The 20,464-nt window shown below is 71.9% G+C and carries 16 protein-coding genes; 8 read left to right on the top strand and 8 right to left on the bottom strand.

The window, feature by feature from the left end:
• The first annotated feature begins 83 nt into the window (after positions 1-83).
• From PU704_RS09130 to PU704_RS09120, 3 genes are all read left to right on the top strand, one after another.
• Complete coding sequence (locus tag PU704_RS09130) at positions 84-443, top strand: hypothetical protein (RefSeq protein WP_277551079.1); 360 nt, start codon at positions 84-86, stop codon at positions 441-443.
• An 86-nt stretch (positions 444-529) separates the two neighbouring features.
• A complete protein-coding gene (locus tag PU704_RS09125; protein WP_277551078.1) occupies positions 530-2,236 on the top strand; it encodes a sensor histidine kinase in 1,707 nt (568 codons plus the stop codon).
• Positions 2,237-2,549: 313 nt separating this feature from the next.
• Positions 2,550-2,927 (top strand): hypothetical protein, encoded by a 378-nt coding sequence (locus tag PU704_RS09120; protein WP_277551077.1) that lies wholly within the window; start codon positions 2,550-2,552, stop codon positions 2,925-2,927.
• Between the two features lie 54 nt (positions 2,928-2,981).
• On the opposite strand, the gene PU704_RS09115 is transcribed toward PU704_RS09120, so the two are convergent.
• Entirely contained in the window at positions 2,982-4,442 is a 1,461-nt protein-coding gene (locus tag PU704_RS09115; RefSeq protein WP_277551076.1) for a sugar transferase, read from the bottom strand.
• Between the two features lie 512 nt (positions 4,443-4,954).
• On the opposite strand from PU704_RS09115, the gene PU704_RS09110 reads away from it, so the two are divergent.
• From PU704_RS09110 to PU704_RS09100, 3 genes are all read left to right on the top strand, one after another.
• Positions 4,955-5,590: a 50S ribosomal protein L25/general stress protein Ctc gene (locus PU704_RS09110; protein ID WP_075872338.1), complete on the top strand. Its 636-nt coding sequence runs from the start codon at positions 4,955-4,957 to the stop codon at positions 5,588-5,590.
• Positions 5,591-5,747: 157 nt separating this feature from the next.
• Positions 5,748-6,326, top strand: coding sequence for an aminoacyl-tRNA hydrolase (pth, locus tag PU704_RS09105; RefSeq protein WP_075872339.1), 579 nt, complete (start codon positions 5,748-5,750; stop codon positions 6,324-6,326).
• Between the two features lie 131 nt (positions 6,327-6,457).
• Positions 6,458-7,192: a hypothetical protein gene (locus PU704_RS09100; protein ID WP_277551075.1), complete on the top strand. Its 735-nt coding sequence runs from the start codon at positions 6,458-6,460 to the stop codon at positions 7,190-7,192.
• Between the two features lie 24 nt (positions 7,193-7,216).
• Here PU704_RS09100 and PU704_RS09095 read toward each other — a convergent pair whose 3' ends face one another.
• The 6 genes from PU704_RS09095 to PU704_RS09070 form a co-directional block, all read right to left on the bottom strand.
• Positions 7,217-8,554 (bottom strand): lipopolysaccharide biosynthesis protein, encoded by a 1,338-nt coding sequence (locus PU704_RS09095; protein WP_277551074.1) that lies wholly within the window; start codon positions 8,552-8,554, stop codon positions 7,217-7,219.
• Complete coding sequence (locus PU704_RS09090; protein WP_277551073.1) at positions 8,551-9,942, bottom strand: hypothetical protein; 1,392 nt, start codon at positions 9,940-9,942, stop codon at positions 8,551-8,553. Before PU704_RS09090 ends, PU704_RS09095 begins: the two co-directional genes overlap by 4 nt.
• On the bottom strand, positions 9,939-10,994 hold the full coding sequence (locus tag PU704_RS09085) for a glycosyltransferase (RefSeq protein ID WP_277551072.1): 1,056 nt from the start codon (positions 10,992-10,994) through the stop codon (positions 9,939-9,941). The genes PU704_RS09090 and PU704_RS09085 overlap by 4 nt, the downstream gene beginning before the upstream one ends.
• Positions 10,991-11,722 carry a YveK family protein gene (locus PU704_RS09080; RefSeq protein ID WP_277551071.1) on the bottom strand — a complete coding sequence of 244 codons (732 nt, stop codon included), beginning with the start codon at positions 11,720-11,722 and terminating at the stop codon, positions 10,991-10,993. Before PU704_RS09080 ends, PU704_RS09085 begins: the two co-directional genes overlap by 4 nt.
• A gap of 319 nt (positions 11,723-12,041) precedes the next feature.
• Positions 12,042-13,334, bottom strand: coding sequence for a Na+/H+ antiporter NhaA (gene nhaA / locus PU704_RS09075; RefSeq protein WP_075872346.1), 1,293 nt, complete (start codon positions 13,332-13,334; stop codon positions 12,042-12,044).
• A 113-nt stretch (positions 13,335-13,447) separates the two neighbouring features.
• Positions 13,448-13,945, bottom strand: coding sequence for a DUF2505 domain-containing protein (locus tag PU704_RS09070; RefSeq protein ID WP_075872347.1), 498 nt, complete (start codon positions 13,943-13,945; stop codon positions 13,448-13,450).
• 167 nt (positions 13,946-14,112) lie between these two features.
• Between PU704_RS09070 and PU704_RS09065 the strand changes: the two genes are divergently transcribed.
• Entirely contained in the window at positions 14,113-15,867 is a 1,755-nt protein-coding gene (locus tag PU704_RS09065; protein WP_277551070.1) for a glycoside hydrolase family 5 protein, read from the top strand.
• A gap of 158 nt (positions 15,868-16,025) precedes the next feature.
• Positions 16,026-19,748: a transcription-repair coupling factor gene (mfd, locus tag PU704_RS09060; RefSeq protein WP_277551069.1), complete on the top strand. Its 3,723-nt coding sequence runs from the start codon at positions 16,026-16,028 to the stop codon at positions 19,746-19,748.
• Positions 19,749-19,836: 88 nt separating this feature from the next.
• Here the strand turns inward: mfd and PU704_RS09055 are convergent, their stop codons facing one another.
• Positions 19,837-20,265, bottom strand: coding sequence for a hypothetical protein (locus tag PU704_RS09055; RefSeq protein ID WP_277551068.1), 429 nt, complete (start codon positions 20,263-20,265; stop codon positions 19,837-19,839).
• Between the last annotated feature and the right edge of the window lie 199 nt (positions 20,266-20,464).

Below are 20,464 nucleotides of genomic sequence, written 5' to 3'. Positions count from 1 at the left end.
CGCCCCTGTTACGCGGCTCACGGAGGCTGGAGGTGGGCGGCTGTTCCGCCGGTCCACGCAGCGTCCCGGAAGGACCCCTCACGATGACCGTGACCCTCAGCATCCTCACTGCCGAGACTCCCGCCGGGGCGGTGGAGTGGGCCCGGCTGTTCTCCTACCAGCTGCCGGCCGGCCACGACCCCGGCCTGCCGGTGGTGCTGGAGTCCCTGACCGCGGGCCGCCGCCGGCCCGGGCACACCTACCGGTGGACGGACTACCGGGTCCCGGTGGAGCTGGTCCCGTCCTGCCTGCTGGACACCGAGCACGAGGCGGAGCTGCGCCACGGGCGGATCACGGGCTTCCACGGCGTGGACCTGCTGCCCGTGGTGGCCGAGTACGCCGTGGCGCGGGCCGAGCTGCGCGAGCCCGAGGAGCCCGGCGCGCCCCTGTTCCCGGCTGCCTGAGCGGTCGGCCGCCGGCCCGACGCGCTAGTGTTTGCAGGTGCCACTCAGCCCCCCGGGTGGCGCCCCGTCGTCGGAAGAGCCCTGCCGTGGACGCCCTCCTCGCTCCTCGTTCCCTGGTCCCCAAACAGTTCCACGAGCTGTCGCTGCGCGGCCGGGTGGTGGTCAGCCAAATGCCGCAGGCCGTCACCACGGCCCTGCTCCTGCTGGTCCTGGCCGTCGTCCGGGCACCCTGGCTGGCGGACCCGCTGGTGCTCTGGGGCGGAGCTCTCACCGCCGTGCTGACCCTGGCATGCGCCCTGGTGCCGTGGGACCGGCTGCCCGAACGGTCCTACCTGGCCATCCCGGTGCTGGACTTCGTGCCGATCGGGCTCCTGTTCGAGGGCCTGTTCCCCAACGTGCTCGGGGTGCCGTTCCTCGCCGCGATCCCGGTGCTGTGGCTGGTCGCCTCCGCGCAGCTGCCCCGGTCCGCCGCCGCGCTCGGGGCGCTGCTGACCACGGCCATGCTGTGGGCGCCGGAGCTGCTGCGCCCCGGGCCGGTGGTCCTCTCGGCCCTGACCGCTCCGCTGCTGATCCCGCTGATGATCCTGGCCATCGGCACCATGGCGCAGGTGCTGGTCAACAGCGCCGAGGCCAAGGACGCGCAGCTGCGCCGGCTGCTGGCCGCCGGCGACCGCCGGGAACGGCTGCTGAGCACCGTGCTGGACTCCGTGGAGGTCGGGGTGCTCGCCCTGGACGAGACCGGACGGCCCCTGCTCACCAACAACAGGCGCCTCCACGACCACGCCCAGCAGCGGCTGGCGCCGGCGGCGACCTCCCCCCGCCTGGATCTGTACGACGGGGCCGGTGCCCCGCTGCCGCCCGCGGCCACCCCGATCGCCCGGGCGGTGGCCGGGGAGTCCTTCTCCGCGACCCTGGTCCGCGTCGGGGCGCCCCCGGGCCAGCAGGTGCTGTCCGTGACGGCTCGGGTCATGCGGGACGAGCACGGGCGGGCCGAAGGATCGGTGCTGTCCTTCAGCGACGTCACCGAGCTCGTGGACGCCCTGCAGGCCAAGGACGACTTCGTGGCCGGGATCTCCCACGAGCTGCGCACCCCGCTGACCTCCATCCGCGGCTACACCGAGCTGCTGGCCATGGACGAGCGCCTGCCGAGCTCCGCGCACAACGGGCTGGAGGTGATCGAGCGCAACGCCGACCAGCTGCTGAGCCTGGTGGAGGACCTGCTCAGCGCCCACCGGGACGCCGCCGACCTGCACCGGGTCCCGGTGGACCTGGTGGGGCTGCTCGAGCAGTCCGTCGCCGCGGCCCAGCCGCACGCCGCCCGCGCCGGGGTCAGCGTGAAGAGCTGGGCGCCGGAGTCCCTGGTGCTGGACTGCGACCCGGTGCGCATCGGCCAGGTGCTGGACAACCTGGTCTCCAACGCCGTGAAGTACTCCCCGCCGGACAGCGCCGTGTTCGTGGTCGGCACTCACACGGCCGACAGGGCCCAGGTGCAGGTGATCGACCACGGTCACGGGATGTCCCCCGAGGACATGGGGAAGGTGTTCGAGAAGTTCTACCGCAGCCGCACCGCCCGGATGAGCACCACCCCGGGACTGGGCGTGGGGCTGGCCCTGTGCAAGGCCATCGTGGAGCAGCACGGCGGGACCCTGACCTGCCACAGCTCCCTGGGGGAGGGCACCATCTTCACCCTGACCCTGCCGCTAACGCCTGCGCCTGCCGCCCATCCGGGAGGGGAAAACGGTCGACCCAACGCCGACCGCAGCACTGATCCCATCGGCGCATCCGGCGCTTGAGCACCGAGCCGGCCGTGCTCTCCGGCCGTCGTGGAAGCGCCCGTCCGAACCACAGGGCCGCGGCTTCGAACTGAAGCGCCGGTACCAGTGATTCGCCGATGCAACGTTAAGGTCCCGGTCCCACCGAAATAACACTCCGGTCTCACCTGAGCCGTTCGATGGAGATGTATTCCGCCTCGCTTCTAAGGTCGAGCACCATGGCGTGTTCTTAGCCGCCAACGGCCGCCGGCCCGGTGAAACCGGTCCCGTTCTGGGTGGAACTGCCCCGTGGGTAATGGCCGTTACTGTCCGATCGATCTTGTATGGGGGAAACATGGACCGGAATGCGCGCGCGTTCGCTGCACTGTCGCTGGGAACTTGCATTCTGCTGGGAATAGGGGTCGTCTCGCCGGCCACAGCGGGTCAAGGAGGCGACGGCAGCGACCGGGGCGACACTCAGCGCGCCACCGTCAGCAAGACGTCGGAATCCCACGAGGTGATTCGCTACGGTGACACGCCCAGCGACAACTACACCTTCAAGTACAACGCCAGATACGGCGACTCCGGGTCGTATCAGGCCAGCGAGCTGACGAAGGTGGACGACGGCAGGCCGTACATCCAGGAGAGCCACAGTCGCGATGTCCAAGGGTCCGGCCGTGACAGGACCCAAGGCTCTGCGCACTTCGTCAACAACAGGACTGAGCGCCCTTGAGATCTGGGCGGGCGCCGTTGCCGGCCGGGGCCGCACCGGCCTTGAGCCGTTCCGTCAGTGCGCCCCCTCCTTGGCGACCACGGTCTTGACCGTGCGCAGCAGGATCACGAAGTCCTGGACCGGGGACCAGTTCTCCACGTAGTAGAGGTCCAGGCGCACGGCCTGCTCCCACTCCAGGTCGTCCCGCCCGGAGACCTGCCACAGCCCGGTGATCCCGGGCTTGACCCGCAGCCGGCGGTGCACGTAGTCCTCGTACTGGGCGACCTCGCTCGGCAGCGGCGGGCGCGGTCCGACCAGGGACATCTCCCCGCGCAGCACGTTGAGGAACTGGGGCAGCTCGTCCAGGCTGTACTGGCGCATCCACCGCCCCGGTCCGGTCACCCGAGGGTCGTTCTCCATGAAGAACAGCACCCCGCCCTTGGCGTCGTTGGCGGCCAGCAGCTCGGCCTTGCGCTCCTCGGCGTCCGGGTACATGGAGCGGAACTTCAGCATCCTGAACGTGGTGCCGTCCCGGCCGGTGCGCTCCTGGGCGAAGAGCACGGGCCCGCCGTCGTGCGCCTTGACGATCAGCGCCAGCACGAGCAGCACGGGGGAGAGCAGCACCAGCGCGGCGGCCGCCCCCACCACGTCCACCAGGCGCTTGAGCATCCGCCGGGACCGGCTCAGCCGCGGGGTGGAGACGTGGATCAGCGGCAGCCCCGCCAGCTGCTGGGTGTGGATCCGCGGCCCGGCGACGTCCGTGAGCCCGGTGTCCAGGACCAGGCGGATGTGCGCGTCGGCCAGGTGCCAGGACAGGTGCCGCACCTCCTCCGAGCTCAGCGGCGCGGACGCGGCCATCACCAGGGTCTCGATCCGGTGCTCCCGGCACGCGGCCACGATCCCCTCCACGGAGGGGCGCTCGCCGGCGGGCAGCATGTTCTGCGGCATCCGCACCCGGGCCAGGTGCCGGGGGAGGGCCGTGCCCGACGACGGGGCGTAGACCGCCACCGGGTCCAGGCCCGCGGCCGGGTGCTCCTGCAGCGTCTTGAGCATCTCCACGACCCCCGGCACGCGGCCCACCACCAGGGTGCGGGCCATCGCCTGTCCGATCAGCCGCCGGCGCGTCAGCCCGTGCCGGACCAGGCCGCGTCCGGCCAGCAGCAGCAGGATGCCCAGCGGCAGGGCGAGGACCACGTAGCTGCGGGCCATCGGCACGTTGAACACGTAGGAGAGGATCGCCATGGCGCCGAAGAGCACCAGGGTGGCGGTGACGACCTGCCGGTTCTCGTCGACCGAGTAGCCGATCAGCCGGACGTCGCGGGCGCCGCGCAGCCCGAGCCAGGCCCACCACGTGACACCGAGCGCGGCGCCGACCAGCCAGTACGGCACCGTGAGCCCGGCGACCGGAAGGTCCGCGTGCTCGAAGCCGAAGCGCGCGAGCTGCGTCAGGACGAGCGTGGTGGCCAGGGCGGCCGCGTCCACGTGACGCAGGCTCCTGATGTGGGTGTCCCGCCAGGCGGCGGGTCGTACGGACATGTTCCTCTTGAGCATGCAACTCACTCCCCCCGAGTGTGTGGGGCCGGAACGCTCCCCTACGCCCCCCGGCGTGGTTCCGGCCCCCTGTCGATGAGTTTACAAGTGCACATCGATGAGAACACAGGGTGTCCGGGTGGTGACGGGTCGCTGGGGGAGTGTCCGCGGCTCGGTGCCCGCCGGCTGGGGGACAGGATCAGGCCGCCCGCACAGGGGGTCTGACGGCCGGGGTGGGCGGCGGCGTCGTCGCGCCGATAACGTCCTTTTCCCGTTCTGCCAGGCAGAATCCGCGACGGACAGGGCTCCTGCGGCCACCGTGCTACCCTTGTGCGGTTGCCAAGGCGAGGGGATCCTTCGAGGTCCCGTGATCGACGACGGCTGGTTGAACGTTCCCGTCCCCACTTGTGCGGTGACGTCCTGACGGACGTGCCGTGCGGCGTCCGAGACGCCGGGGAGGGTCTGCGGCCGGTATCGCCTGGCCATTGAGACGACAGACCCGATTCCGAGGAGTTCCCATGGTTGACACCATCCGCATCCCCGCCGAGACCCGCAGCGACTTCGGCAAGGGCTACGCCCGCCGGATCCGCGCCAACGACCAGATCCCCGCGGTCGTCTACGGCCACGGTGCCGAGCCGAAGCACGTGGTCATCCCCGGCCACATCACCATGCTGGCCGTGCGCAACCGCAACGCCGTGCTGGAGCTGCAGCTCGACGGCGGCACCGAGCTGGTCATGGTCAAGGACGTCCAGCGTCACGCCACCCGCCCGGAGATCCTGCACGTGGACCTGCTGGCCGTGCGCCGCGGCGAGAAGGTCGAGGCCGAGATCCCCGTGCACGTGATCGGCGAGGTCGAGGCCGACGCCGTGCACAACGTGGAGGAGAACACCCTCACGGTCGAGGCCGAGGCCCTGCAGATGCCCGAGTACGTGACCATCAACCTCGACGGCCACGGCGTGGGCGACCACGTCTACGCCGCCGACGTCCGCCTGCCCGAGGGCGTGAGCATGGTCTCCGACCCCGAGCTGCTGGTCATCAACGTCGCCGCCCCGCAGGCCGCCGACCTCGGTGAGTCCCCGGCCGAGGGCGCAGAGGCCGCCGACGAGGCCGCCGAGGCCCCCGAGGGCGACGTCGTCCCCGAGAACGAGGCCTGAGCGCCACCGCTCGACCGGTCCTCGTGATCCCGTGAGTGCGGGGCGGCCCGCGGGCCGCCCCGCACTTCGCATGACGGCACTTCGCGTGACCGCACCGACACCGCCAGTTCCGGCGGCCTGACCCGCACTTCCCGACCTGAACCTTCTGGAGGCATCGATGTCCGACGCATGGCTGGTGGTGGGCCTGGGCAATCCCGGCCCCGAGTACGCCCGCACCCGGCACAACGTGGGGCAGATGGTCCTCGACGAGCTGGCCTCCCGGCTCGGCGGGTCCTTCAAGGTGCACAAGGCCCGCGCCCAGGTCCTCGAGTCGCGGCTGCGCCCGGGCGGGCCGCGGGTGGTGCTGGCCAAGCCGATGACCTACATGAACACCTCCGGCGGGCCCGTGGCCGGGCTGGCGAAGTTCTACGACATCGCCCCCGAGCGGGTGATCGCCGTGCACGACGAGATCGACATCCCCTTCGCCGCGCTCAAGCTGAAGATCGGCGGGGGAGAGGGCGGGCACAACGGCCTGCGGGACATGTCCAAGGCCCTGTCCACCAAGGACTACCACCGGGTGCGCGTGGGCGTGGGCCGCCCGCCCGGGCGGATGGACGCCGCCTCCTTCGTGCTCAAGCCCTTCTCCTCCACCGAGGCCAAGGAGCTGCCCTTCCTGCTCGACGACGCCGCCGACGCGGTCGAGCACCTCGTCGAGAAGGGACTCCTGGAGGCCCAGCAGAAGTTCCACGCGCGGTGATCCCGGGCCGCGGGCCGAGCGCGGGACCGTGCGGCGGCCCGGCCGCCTCCCGGGCGGGTGCTCTACACTCCAGCGTCAGGCGCGGTCCGTCGACCGCCGCCGCACGGACCGGCAGGCAGGACGACCGACGCATGTACGCACCGAGAACCCGCACCGCCGGGACGACCACCGGGTGGTGGGCAGTCCTCGGCGTGCTCGTGCTGGCCCTGGACGGATTCCTGCTCGTCGCCCACGCCCTGCACCACCTCGGGGAGGCCCTGGACCCCGAGGCGCAGTGGATGCCCTGGTTCCGTGCGGGGTCGCTGTGGAGCGCGGGGCAGGAGGGTTCCCTCGGGGAGCTCTTCGGCCACCTCCAGCTCGGCCTGGCCGCGGTCCTGCTGCTCGTCCTGGCCGCCCGGTCGCAAGGACACCGGGTCCTGGCGGCCTGGGGCGTCGCCTTCCTCGCCATGGTGGCCGACGACTTCCTGGAGCTGCACGAGCGCGTGGGCCGGTCGCTCGGTCTCGACCGGGTGCTGCCCGGTCTGACCGCCATGGGCGCGCAGGAGCTCGGCGGGCTGCTGTTCTGGGGGCTGTTCGGGTCCCTGCTCGGCCTGGGCCTGGTCCTGTCCCACCGGCGCAGCCTCCGCGCCGCCCGGTCCGTGTCCTGGACGCTGCTGGCCGTGCTGGTGCCCCTGGGGCTCGTGGCGGCCGGCTACGTCTGCCTCAGCGTGCTGCGCCCCGACCTGCTCGACGGCGTCCTGGGGGCCACGCTGGCGCTCGTGCGCATCACCACCAAGCTGCTCACCATGACCGTGCTGCTGGTCTACACCGCCTACCTGGCCGAGGAGTCGGCCGAACCCGATCCTGTGGACGGGCCGACCGGTTGAACCGGGACGCCGGCCCCGGCGGCGTCAGCTCCCGGTCCGGGCCTGCCGGCGGCGGTGTTCCACGTCCCGGCGGATCCACCAGGCGTTGACGAGCACCTGGCACAGCCCCATGGCCACCACGGTGCTCCACACGGTCCCTGCGGCGCCCAGCACGGGGATGAGCACGAGGGCCAGGCCGATCTTCAGGGGGACCATGACCACGATCGGGGCGATCTGGAAGCGCAGGCCCCGCACGTCCGTCATGTACATCCCCAGCGGGAACTTGGCGGCCTCGACCGCCACGTAGGCGCTGAAGGCCACGAGCAGGGACAGCGGCAGCTCGACCTTCCCGTCCGAGACGAAGCCCACCACCCAGGGCGAGACGAGGCACAGCCCCAGGGCCAGGAGGAGACCTCCGGCGACGAAGGCGACCGACATCGACCACGGGGCCTGGACGGTCGCCGTGGCGCGGTTCCGCGCGAACACCGGCCACAGGGCGACCCCCGCGGCGGCCACGGTCTGCAGGATGATGCCGAACAGCTGGTACCCCAGGCTGTACTGCACCAGCTCCGTACCCGGGGCCAGGTGGGACAGCATGATCCGGTCCGTGGCCAGCGCGATCGGCAGCATGATCATCTGCACGAGCATCGGCCCGGCCACGTCCATGATCTTCAGCCCGGGGAACCGCCGGGGCTGCAGCAGCTGCCGCGCCACCCGGCCCAGCTGCGGGCGGAGCAGCCGTGCGGCCTGCCACAGGCCCAGCGCACCGGCCAGGGCGTTGGCGCCGTAGGAGAAGACCGCCAGCCAGCTGCCGGCCGGCGCGGACAGCGCCACCGCCAGGCTCACGAGCAGGAACATGGTGGGCGCCACCACGAACTGGTTCGCGATCTGCCGCGTCGTGCGCCCCAGACCCACCAGCACCCGGGTGCCCACGGCAAGAGGCAGGCCCACGGCGAAGACGACCATGGCGACCATGGCCGGCAGCTCCGCCTGCTCGCTCATCGCGTGGCCCAGCAGCGGACGCCACAGCCCGAACACGGTCAGCGCCACGGCGACGGCACAGATCGTCGCGGTGGAGATGAAGATGATGCGGAACGCGGAGAGCAGGGTGCGCCGGACGACATCGTCCTCGGACGGGTTCCGGGAGGCCGCGATCACCGAGATGGCGGCAGCGGCCACCCCGAGGTCGGCGAAGGGCAGCAGGTCCCGGAGGGAGGTCAGCAGGCCGTACTGCGCGTAGGCGTCCGTGCCGAAGCTGCTGATGATCAGGCGCGTGGTGAAGATGCCGACGATCCCCGAGACGCCCATGAGGAGCACCTTGGCCATGGCGGTGGAGCCCACCGCACGGTACTGCTGCCGCTTCGTGGTGGCGATGACGCTCATGTCCGGGAGTCCTCGGGTGCCGCCGGCGTGGGCAGCCCGCTCCGGCGCAGATCCAGGAATCTCGGGTCGCCGCGGGGCACGAGCATGAGCCCCAGGCACAGCGCCAGGATCGGCGCCACCGTGTACAGCGGCCCGAAGAACATGGTCCACAGCGTGAAGAGCAGGGTGGCGGCCTGCACCGGCGTCAGGGAGCTCGTGGAGAACCGGCGGGCCAGCGAGTCGATCAGGGCCCAGATCAGCACCAGGGCCAGGAGCAGCCCGGGCGGGCCGAACAGGGCCCAGAGGTCGCCCACACCGGAGTGCACCTCCAGGCTGCGGCCGAACATGTAGTTGTACACGTAGCCGTTGTCGGGGTCGTAGTTCAGCCGGCTCATCGCCTGCTGGGCCGCGGCGATCCCCTCGGGGTTGAGGACGGTCCCCGCGCCGAAGCCCTCGGGCCGGTGCAGGAACAGCCCGGCCGTGGCACCCATCTCGGGGCGCCCGCCGAGCAGGACGGACCCGGCGCGCAGCTCCTGCTCCTGGGTCCGCATCTGGGTGGAGAGCCCGAGCGCGCCGCTCAGCGCCAGCCGCGTGAACAGGACGTACGCCGAGGCGCCGAGGGCGAGCATCAGCAGGATCACCCGCCCCGCGCCGAGGTGGCGCAGACGGCGGGGCAGCGGCAAGGCCTGCAGCACCAGGATCATGGCGGCCACCAGGAACATCCCGGTCAGGGACCGGGAGTCCAGGAACGCCGAGGCCGCCACGAACCCCAGCAGCACCAGGATCCCGAGCAGCCGGCTGCGCATCGCCTGCGCGCCGGCCAGGGCCAGCACGGCGAGCGGCATGCCCCACTGGTACTTCCACGGATTGTCCAGCCCGGGGATGGTCGTGGCCTCCAGCAGCAGGCCGGCGCCGAACAGCAGGCCGATCTGCCACTCGCTCAGCACGGGCCGCACCCACAGGACGACGCCGGCGGTCAGCACCGTGCCCGCGAGCAGGGCAGAGTTCTGGATCGCGAGCGACCAGGACACCTCGTAGGCCGTGGCACTGGCCGCGGTCAGCCAGAGCCCGGAGGCGACCGACACCGCCGTGAGCCCCAGCAGGGCGGGATAGTGCCGGTAGCGCAGGGCGGTCGAGAGCCACAGCGGCAGCAGGGCCAGGGCCAGGACGCAGCCGGTGGTGACCCCTGCCCCCACCTCGATCCGCATCCCCGTGTTGACCACCGTCACCGCGGCCACGGCGAACACCAGCCACAGCAGCACCAGGTTCCAGTACTCCCGGCGTCGCGGTGCAGTCAGCCGCGGGCGGCGGCGCCGGGACGCGCGGGCCGCGGTGCGGCCCGCCGCGCGGACAGCGCCCGGCGCGGAGGCGGGCTGGGCCTCCAGGACCACGGTGCCGGCCGCGCTCATCGCAGGCTCCGGGCCGAGTCCCGCGGACGCACAGCCGGTTGCGGCGGCCGCCGTCGGCCGGTGTCGAGGGCCCGCCGGTACGCCGCCGCGTGCTCCGGACCGGCCGCCCACCACTCCCGCCGGTCCAGTCGGGGCCGGGGCCGTGCGGACCGGGCGCTCCGCACGGCGTCCAGGGCGCGGAGCAGGTCCTCGGCCTCCAGCTCGTCCTGGAACAGGTGCACCCAGCCGGGGCCGACCTCCTCGGAGAGCCTGCGGTTGACCTCGTTGTCCGGCACGAGCACGGGACGGTCGAGGGACAGCGCGGTCAGCACGCCGCCCGAGTTGTGCATGTGCCGGTAGGGGAGCACCACGAGCTCGGCCTCGGTCACGGCCGCGACCAGCTCGGCGTCGTCGACGTAGGCGAAGCGGAAGCCGATCCGGGGGTCGTCCCCGGCCAGCGCCCGCAGCTCGGCCGCGAGCTCGTCGGTGGACGGAGATCCGGAGATCCGCAGGGACAGCTCGGGATCGGCCAGCGCCCGGAACGCCTCGACCAGGGTCTCGGTGCCCTTGTACCGGCGGACCATGCCCACGAAGGCCAGGCGCCCGGCAACGGCCTCCCGCCGGGGCAGTCCGGCGAACCAGTCCCGGTAGTGCCCGTGCAGCACCGTGCTGCACGGCTGGTCCGCCGGCAGCCGGGTGCTCTCGTTGAGCACCACGCGGTGGGCGGTCCACCGGTCGAACCAGGTGAGCAGGAACCGTTCGACCGGCGAGATGCCCTGCGGCAGGTGCAGGTTGTGCACGGTCCGCACGATCACGGTGCCCTGCAGGCGGAAGCGCAGGACCATGAGACCGAACAGCACCTGGCGTACGGCCTTCTTCGGTCCCGGGCGGCCCCCGACCAGGATCTCGGGCCAGTGCGCGTGGAAGACGTCCACCCGGCCGAGCAGGGCGGTGCGCCAGGAGAACGTGGCGAAGTCGAGGCCGTCCGCGTCCCGCAGGGCCCGGGCGAGCTGGACGATGTACGGGTTGGTGGTGGGCCTCGGCTCCGGGAACGAGGACAGGACCGCGATCACGAGTGGACCGCTTCCATCTCCCGGTCCGCTTCCATCTCCCGGTCCGCGCCGCGGGTGGCGTCCGCCGCCGGAACGGCCCTCCGGGGGGAGCCGGACGTGCTCGAGGACGCCTCGGCGAGCCGCCGCGAGCGCAGCAGCGCGAAACGGGCCAGGCCGAAGAGGGCACCGAGGAAGAAGCCGAGGGCGGCGCCGCCCGCCAGGTACAGGGGCACCCGGGGCGAGACCGGGACCTGCGGAGTGGACGCCTCGGCCACGGTCCGCAGCTCGAGCGAGGGCGCGCCCTCGCTGGGCTCGGGAGCGGCGTCCTCCACCGCGGTCACGAGGTTCTCGGCCACGGCGTTGGCCACCCGTGCGGCGCGGGCCGGATCGGTGTCGGTGACGCTGATGTTGATCACCGAGGTGTTGACCGGCACCTGGGCGCTGATCTGCTCGGCGAGCACGTCCGCGCCGTACGGGAGGTCGGCATCCCTGACGGCCGGGTCCAGGACCACGCGGCTGCTGGCGAGCTCCGCGTAGGAGTGGATCTGGTAGTTCATGTAGTTGCCGACCTCGCCCAGCTCGTTGTTGGCCACGCCCGGGCTCGGCGTCAGCAGGACCGAGCTCCCGGCCTGGTAGGTGGCCGTGGTGTTGTTGGCCACGAGCAGCCCCGCGCCCAGGCCGAGGACGGTCAGCACGATGATGACGAAACGATGGCGCCACACGGCGACGAGGTAGTCGATCGGTTCCATGACGGTGTTCTCCCCCTGCGGTCCGCGGGGGCGGTGTGCGCGGCCGGAGCTCAGTCCCCGGCCCGGTCGCGGCCCCCCGGCCCGCTCCTGTGCCAGCGAAGCACCCTCCGGTACTTCGCAGATGCAAGCGAATGTGTTTGCATTTGAAGCGTACCGAGAGAGGGGATGCGTGGCGGTGCCGGGCCTGCACCTTCTTCTGGGGACAGCCGGGCGCCGATGTGGGGACAGGCTGCGGCCTGCACGGCGCGGGCCGGCCCCCGGGTGGAACCGGGGGCCGGCACGGGTCGCGGTGGTCCGGGGCGCGGGTGTGCGAGGGCGGTCACTCGGCGTCCAGCTTGTCGACCTCCACGCCCTGGGCCCGCAGCTTCCTGTAGTGGGCGTTGCGCACGGCCAGCAGGGAGCCGCCGAACACCGCCGCGATCGCCGAGCCGGTGAGGATGCCGACCTTGGCGTGCTCGTCGTGCGGACTGCCCAGGCCGAAGCTCAGCTCCGCCACGAGCAGGGAGACAGTGAAGCCGATGCCCGCGACCATGGCCAGTCCGCCGAGGTCCAGCCAGGTGTAGTCGTCGTCCTTGCTGGCGGGGGTGAAGCGGTCCATCAGCCACGCCGCGCCGAAGATGCCGATCAGCTTGCCGAGGACGAGGCCCAGGATGATGCCGATCGCCACGGGATCGGACAGCGAGGTCACCACGCCGTCGAGACCACCCACGGCCACGCCGGCGGCGAAGAACGCGAACACCGGGATGGCCAGGCCGTTGGAGAGCGGGCGGAACCGGTGCTCCAGGGCCGGGGCCAGGCCGAGCTCGGGCTCCTCCTGGCGGATCACCCGCGGGGTCACCTTCTTGACCGGCACGGCGAAGCCCAGCAGCACACCGGCGATGGTGGCGTGGATGCCGGCCTCGAGCACGAACAGCCAGGTGACCACGCCGATGGGCAGCAGGATGACCCAGGCGGCCCAGTGGTGCTGCATGAAGAAGTCGGGGAACTTCTGGGCCAGGAAGGTGTACAGGCCCAGGGGGATGAGCGCGAGCAGCAGATAGAGGGTGCTGAGGTCGTCGGTGTAGACGAACGCGATGATGACGATCGCGATGAGGTCGTCCACCACCGCCAGGGTCAGCAGGAAGGTGCGCATGGCCACGGGCAGGGACGAACCCACCACGGCGAGCACGGAGACCGCGAACGCGATGTCGGTGGCCGTGGGGATCGCCCAGCCGTCGATGGTGCTCGGGTCCTCGTTGTTGAGGGTGTTGACGGCCACGTAGATCAGCGCCGGGACGATCACGCCGCCGAAGGCCGCCACGATGGGCAGCATGGCCTTGCGGATGTTGCGCAGCTCGCCGTCCACGAACTCGGTCTTCAGCTCCAGGCCGACCAGGAAGAAGAAGATCGCCAGCAGGCCCTCCGAGGCCCACTCGCCCACGGTGTGGTCCAGGCCGGGGAAGTCGATGCCGATGTGGGTGTCCCGCAGTGCGAAGTAGCCGTCCGCCAGCGGGGAGTTGGCGATCACGAGTGCCGAGAGCATCGCGATCAGCAGCAGGACACCGCCCACCAGGTCCCTGCGGAGGAAGTTGCCCAGCCCCGGCCCGTGCTGGTCCGTCTCAACTGCGGTCACAGCGGACTCCTGTTCGTCGTCGTCGTCGTCGGAAAATCAGGGGTCAGTCTATGACCGCGCTCGCAGCTCTCCGTCCGCCCGTCCCGCTCAGCGGCTGCGTGACACGCCGTTGCTCAGCGGCTCGCGAGCCAGGCCTCGGCCTCCCGGGACTGCAACGAGAGGGCCTTGCTGACGTAGGGCTCCGCGGCGGCCGCGACCTGCTTGCCGACGAACGGGATGTTCGCCTCCACGGCGCAGTCCACGTGCACCTCGGTCTGCTCGCCCTGCGGGCGCAGGGTCTGCTCGGCGCTGCCCGAGACCGGCAGGGACCCGACCTTGATGTCGCTGTGCACCACGCGGGACCCGTCCGCGGCCGGGGCCTCGTAGGTGTCCGTCTGGGTGAGGTGCACGGAGGGCCCGACGAACCGCTTGGCGACGTCCGGCAGCCGGTCCGCGGGCATGGCGCGCACCGTGGTCACGGTGAACGCCGCGGTGGTCTCGCCCGAACGCTGGAAGGACTCCAGAGTGGCCCCTGCCTTCTCGGCGACGTGGCGGACGAACGCCTCATCGGCGAAGGTCTCCACGACACGTTCGACGGGGGCGGGGACGGTGGTGGACGCGGTGACGGCCATGGGAGCTCCTCAGGTCTGGAAGTCGGTTCTGCTTCATCCTAGAGAACCGCCCCCTGCCCGCGGCACGCACGAGACCGCGGGGCCCCGCACCCGGTCCGGTGCGCACCACTTCACCCCACACCACGGGAGAACGGCGTCACCCGACGGGATCCGAAGGCTGCGGCGTGGTGCACTGGGGTGAACAGGCCGACCCGGAGGTGCACATGGCCCATCGAGATCGACGTATCGGCACGGCCGGGGCAGTGCTGGGCGTCGTCGTGCTCGCCCTGGCGGGATGCGCTCCGGACCTCGGACGAGTCCTGGGGGCACCCGCCGGTCCGCACGGCGACGGCTTCGTCCGGGCGGCCGGACGGGGCCTGACGGTGAACGGTGAGCCCGTCCGGCTGCGAGCGGTGAACTTCTCCAACGGCTACTACGACGACGTCCACGGGTCCGACCTGCTGGACTCCCCGCACCACGGGGAGCAGGACCTGGCGCACGTGCGGGAGATGGGGTTCGACAGCATCCGCTTCGCCATCGACGGCAACTGGTACGTGGACGACCCAGAGGTGTTCTGGCAGTGGCTGGACCGCAACGTCGGGTGGGCCCGGCAGCACGGCGTGCGGCTCATCCTGGACCTGCACGTTCCCATCGGCGGCTTCTGGTTGGACCGGGGCAGCGAGGACTACAGCTTCGACCTGTGGTCGGACCCGGAGCTGCGGCAGCAGAACGCCGCTTTGTGGCGCGAGATCGCGGACCGGTACCAGGACGAGCCCACCGTCGCGGCGTACGACCTGCTGAACGAGCCGGTGACGACCGACTCCACCGGCGAACAGTGGCAGGACTTCGCCGGGCAGCTGGTGGAGGCGGTGCGGTCCGTGGACGAGCACCACCTGCTGGTGGTCGAGGGGGTCCACGGGGTCGACGGCCTCTTCGGGACGGCCGGGGAGGACCCGCACTTCCTGGTGGACGACGACAACGTCATGTACGACTTCCACTTCTACGAGCCCTTCGCCTACACCCACCAGTTCGCCGGCTGGATACCGGCCGGTGACGGCGGCAGCTATCCGGACCCGGACGCCGTCCTGGCCACCGGTGAACCGCGCCGACTGGGGGAGAGCAGCATCGACACCGAGTCCCTGCCCACCGGCACCTCGAGCTGGGTGGAGTACGACAGCGGCGAGGTCGTGATCGACGACGAATCGGCCGCGGCCGCGGCACCCGTGGCCGTCGTGGACGGCGGGATGCGGGGGACCGCGCACTTCGACGCCGTCACCGTCACCGAGTACGCCCCGGACGGGACCGAGATCCGCGAGGTGGTCGACGACCGGATCAGCGGCGACGCCCTCAACTGGTACGAGTGGCAGAGCCGGGAGGGAGCGGCGCCGGCGGTGGACTTCGAACGGGAGTCCTCCGGTCACGAGGACGACGCGAGCCTCTCGGTCACCGGCGCCTCACCGGCGGGCGCCGTGGCGGGATGGAGCAGCACCGGGCACCTGTTCGAGGTCGTGCCCGGGAACCGGTACCGCATCAGGGGATACATGCGTGGTGAGGACGTGGCCGGAGCGGACGGCGAGGAACCCCGGATCCGGTGGCGGCTGGACGTGTACGCACGGTCGTCCGGGCCCGGCAGCAACCGCTTCCTGAAGCGCGACAGGACGTACCTCGAGGCGAGGATGGACGAGCATCTGCAGTTCGGCGCCGAGCACCACGTCCCCATGTCGGTCCTGGAGTTCGGCGCCGTGCGGCAGACCTTCGAGATGGAGGGCAAGGGCGGGGAGCGCTGGGTCGCCGACATGCTCGACCTGCTCGAGGAGCACGACCTGAGCTTCGCCTACTGGGAGTACCGCGGCCCCGACATGGGCATCTTCCGCAGTGGGACGGGATCTCCGGGCGAACCCGCCGGAGGTCTCGAGGAGGTGCTGCGGCGCGGGCTCCGCTGAACCCCGGCCCGCTCGCCGCTCGCGGCGGGGCCGGGCAGGACCCTCTCCCGCCTCGGGCCTGTCGGCGTGCGGGAGTAAGCTGGGGGCGCGAACGTTGGCTTCCACAGCACCCGTGCTCTGCCAGCACCTTTCTCAGCGTCCCAGGAGACAGCTCACTCATGACCTTGTCCGGACTGCTCGCCGCCCTCGGGGCGGAGCGCTCCTTCGCCAACCTCCGCACCCAGGCCGCCTTCCCGCCGGGGGAGCGCAGCCCCGAGACCGTGATCAGCGCCCCGGACGGAATGCGCCCGGTGATCACCGCCCAGCTGCGCGGGGCCCTCGACGACGCCTCCGGCGGTGCCGCCGACGACCGGGCGCCGGTGCTGCTGGCGGTCACCGCCACCGGCCGCGAGTCCGAGGACCTCGCCGCGGCCCTGGGCGCCTATCTGCCCACCGCGGGGATCGCCGAGTTCCCGGCCTGGGAGACGCTGCCGCACGAGCGGCTCTCGCCCCGCTCGGACACCGTGGGCCGCCGCCTGGACGTGCTGCGCCGGCTGGCCGGCCACGACCCCGAGCGCCCGCTGCAGGTGCTCACCGCCCCGGTCCGCTCCGTGCTCCAGCCCGTGGTCGAGGGCCTGGGGGAGATGACCCCGGTGCGCTTCGCCCGCGGGGAGGAGCTGGACTTCGACGCCGCCGTCACCGCCCTGGCCCAGGCCGCCTACGCCCGGGTGGACATGGTGACCCGCCGCGGGGAGTTCGCCGTGCGCGGCGGGATCATCGACGTCTTCTCCCCGGTGGAGGACCACCCGGTGCGGATCGAGTTCTTCGGCGACGAGGTGGACGAGCTGCGCTGGTTCGCCGTGGCCGATCAGCGCACCCTCACCGGCACGGACCACCCCGACCGGCTCGTGGCCCCGCCCTGCCGCGAGGTGCTCATCACCCCGTCCGTGATGTCCCGGGCCGCGGCGCTGCGCAACGCCCTGCCCGGCGCCGAGTCGATGCTCGAGCGGATCGCCGGCGGGATCTACGTGGAGGGCATGGAGTCCCTGGCCCCGCTGCTGGTGGACGGCATGGTCCCGATGCTCTCCCTGCTGCCGCCGGGCTCCCTGGTGGTGGTGATGGAGCCGGAGAAGGTCCGGGCCCGGGCGCACGACCTCGTGGCCACCAACGAGGAGTTCCTCCTGGCCGCCTGGGACTCCGCCTCCGACGGGCTCTCGGCGCCCATCGACATCGGCTCCGCCGAGCACGCCCTGCCCACGGGCGACGACGGCGGCCGCACCCTGTCCTCCGGGTCCTTCCAGACCCTGGCCGAGGCCCGGTCCACCGCCCTCGGCGCCGGGCTCGGCTGGTGGGCGGTCACCGCGCTGAACGTCAACGCCGTGGCCGGGCAAGACGTGGACGCGGACACCGCCGCGGAGGACATCGCCCTGCTCGACTCCGACGCCGACACCCTCACCGTGGCCGCCCGCGACCCGCTGGGCTTCCACGGCGACGTCGAGGCCATGCTGGAGTTCCTGAGCGGGCGGGTGGCCGACGGCTGGCGCGTCGTCGCCGTCACCGAGGGCCCCGGCCCGCTGGCGCGGATCGCGGAGCTGCTGCACGACGCCGGCATCCCCGCCGCCCGCCGCGAGTCGCTGGAGGAGCCGCCGCAGCCCGGGGTCGTGGAGCTGACCACCGCGGTGGCCGGCAAGGGCTTCGCCCTCGACGGCCCGCGGATCGTGCTGCTCACCGAGGCCGACCTGCTGGGCAAGGCCAGCCCGTACACCACCAAGGACATGCGCAAGCTGCCCGTGCGGCGCAAGCGCAACGCCGTGGACCCGCTCGCGCTGTCCCCGGGGGACTTCGTGGTGCACGAGCAGCACGGCGTGGGCCAGTTCGTGGAGCTCATCCAGCGGCCCATCGCCGGGGCGATGACGAAGCCGGGCCAGCCCAAGCCCGTGCGCGAGTACCTGGTGCTGGAGTACGCCGCGTCCAAGCGCAACGGCCCGAAGGACCGGCTGTTCGTGCCCACCGACCAGCTCGACCAGGTCACCAACTACGTGGGCGGGGAGACCCCCAGCCTGTCCAAGATGGGCGGGGCGGACTGGAACAAGACCAAGCGCGCGGCCAAGAAAGCCGTCAAGGACATCGCCAACGAGCTCATCCGGCTCTACTCCGCCCGGATGGCCTCCCGCGGCCACGCCTTCGGCGAGGACACCCCGTGGCAGCGCGAGCTGGAGGAGGCCTTCCCGTACATCGAGACCCCCGACCAGCTGACCACGATCGACGAGGTCAAGGCGGACATGCAGCGGGAGGTCCCCATGGACCGGCTGATCTCCGGGGACGTGGGCTACGGCAAGACCGAGGTCGCGGTGCGCGCCGCGTTCAAGGCCGTGCAGGACGGCAAGCAGGTCGCGGTGCTCGTGCCCACCACGCTGCTGGCCCAGCAGCACGCCGAGACCTTCACCGAGCGCTTCTCCGGGTTCCCGGTGCACCTGGCCGCCCTCTCCCGGTTCCAGACCGCCAAGGAGACGAAGGAGACGCTCGCCGGGCTCAAGGACGGTTCGATCGACGTGGTGATCGGCACCCACCGGCTGCTGTCCAAGGAGGTCCAGTTCAAGGACCTCGGTCTGGTGGTCATCGACGAGGAGCAGCGCTTCGGGGTGGAGCACAAGGAGAAGCTCAAGGCGATGCGCACCAACGTGGACGTCCTGGCGATGTCCGCGACCCCCATCCCGCGCACCCTCGAGATGTCGCTGACCGGGATCCGGGAGACCTCCACCCTGGCCACCCCGCCGGAGGAGCGCCACCCGGTGCTCACCTACGTGGGCGCCTACACGGACAAGCAGGTCTCCGCGGCGGTGCGCCGCGAGCTGATGCGCGAGGGCCAGGTCTTCTACATCCACAACCGGGTGTCCTCGATCGAGCGCAAGGCCAAGGAGATCGCCGAGCTCGTGCCCGAGGCGCGGATCGCGGTGGCCCACGGGCAGATGTCCGAGTCCCGGCTGGAGCAGATCATCGTGGACTTCTGGGAGAAGAAGTTCGACGTCCTGGTCTGCACCACCATCGTGGAGACCGGCCTGGACATCGCCAACGCCAACACCCTCATCGTCGACGGCGCCGACCGCTACGGTCTCTCCCAGCTGCACCAGCTGCGCGGGCGCGTGGGCCGCGGCCGCGAGCGGGCCTACGCCTACTTCCTCTACCAGGCCGAGAAGCCGCTCTCCGAGACGGCGCTGGAGCGGCTCAAGGCCGTCGCCGCACACAACGAGCTCGGCGCCGGCATGCAGCTGGCCGTCAAGGACCTCGAGATCCGCGGGGCAGGCAACCTGCTGGGCGGGGAGCAGTCCGGGCACATCGCCGGGGTGGGCTTCGACATGTACCTGCGGCTCGTGGGCGAGGCCGTCGCCGAGTACCGCGGCGAGGAGGACGAGCGGCCCACCGAGATGAAGATCGAGCTGCCGGTCAACGCCTACCTGCCGCACGAGTACGTCCCGGGGGAGCGGCTGCGCCTGGAGGCCTACCGCAACCTCGCCAACGCGGCCACCGAGGAGGCGATCCAGGAGGTCGCCGACGAGCTCGTGGACCGCTACGGCGAGGTCCCCGAGCCGGTGCAGAACCTGCTGGAGGTCGCCCGGTTCCGGGTGACCGCCCGCGCGGCCGGGCTCACCGACGTCGCCGCCCAGGGCAACATGGTCCGCTTCGCCCCGGCCGAGCTGCCCGAGTCGCGGCAGATGCGCCTGACCCGCCTCTACCCCGGGGCGCAGGTGAAGACCGTGCCCGGCACGGACACCGCCCAGGTGCTGATCCCCAAGCCGAAGACCGCCCGGATCGGCGGCAAGGACCTCGTGGACCGCGAGATCCTCGAGTGGGCGCGCGGCGTGGTCGAGGCCGTCTTCGCCCGGGAGCCCGCCACCGCCTGAGCGGGCCCGCCCCGCGCACCGGCCCGCAGTACGACGTCGGCCCCCTCCCGTGCGGGAGGGGGCCGACGACGTACCGGGGTGGGAGGAACTACTCGACCGCCTTGCCGAACTTGTCGCCGTGGTGGACGGCCGCGGTGCGGGCGTCGCGCTCACGGATGTCCCGGGGGCCCTGGCCGAACTCGGCGGCGGTGGGCTGCTCGCCGGGGACCTCGGTGGTCGGGGGGACGTCCATGAGGAGGGTGCGCCCGCCGAGGGCCTTCTTGCCGGTGCTGTTCTGCAGGATGCCCACCGGGATGAGCAGGGCCAGGGCGTAGAGGCCGAGGCCGACGAACCAGATGAGCGGGCTGTTGGGGTAGCTGGCGAAGGCCCAGAAGCTGCCCAGCATGATGATCATGCAGGCCGCGAAGAACAGCAGGTTGTTCAGGGTCCGGCCCTGGCCCGAGTGCGAGCGCACGGTGGTGCGGCCGGTCGAGGCGTCCGTGGAGGTGCTGGTGGACGAAGCGGCTCGGTTGGCCATGGATGTTCCCCTTCAGGCGGTGGAGGCGCGGCCGAGTTCCGAAGGGCCGCGGAGGCGTCAGCATCAAGTCTAGTGCGTCGCCCCGACACCCCGCGCACCCGTTCCGTGCGACGGACGGCCTTGCACCGGCGCACGACGACGGACGGCCCCCTCCCGGTGCGGGAGGGGGCCGTCCGTCGTCGCAGGGTCGCCGGTCGGC

This window comes from Kocuria oceani, from assembly GCF_029524215.1.
Taxonomy (GTDB): Bacteria; Actinomycetota; Actinomycetes; order Actinomycetales; family Micrococcaceae; genus Kocuria; species Kocuria oceani.
Note: the sequence above shows the minus strand (reverse complement) of the source record. Positions and strands in the feature narration are given on the sequence as shown.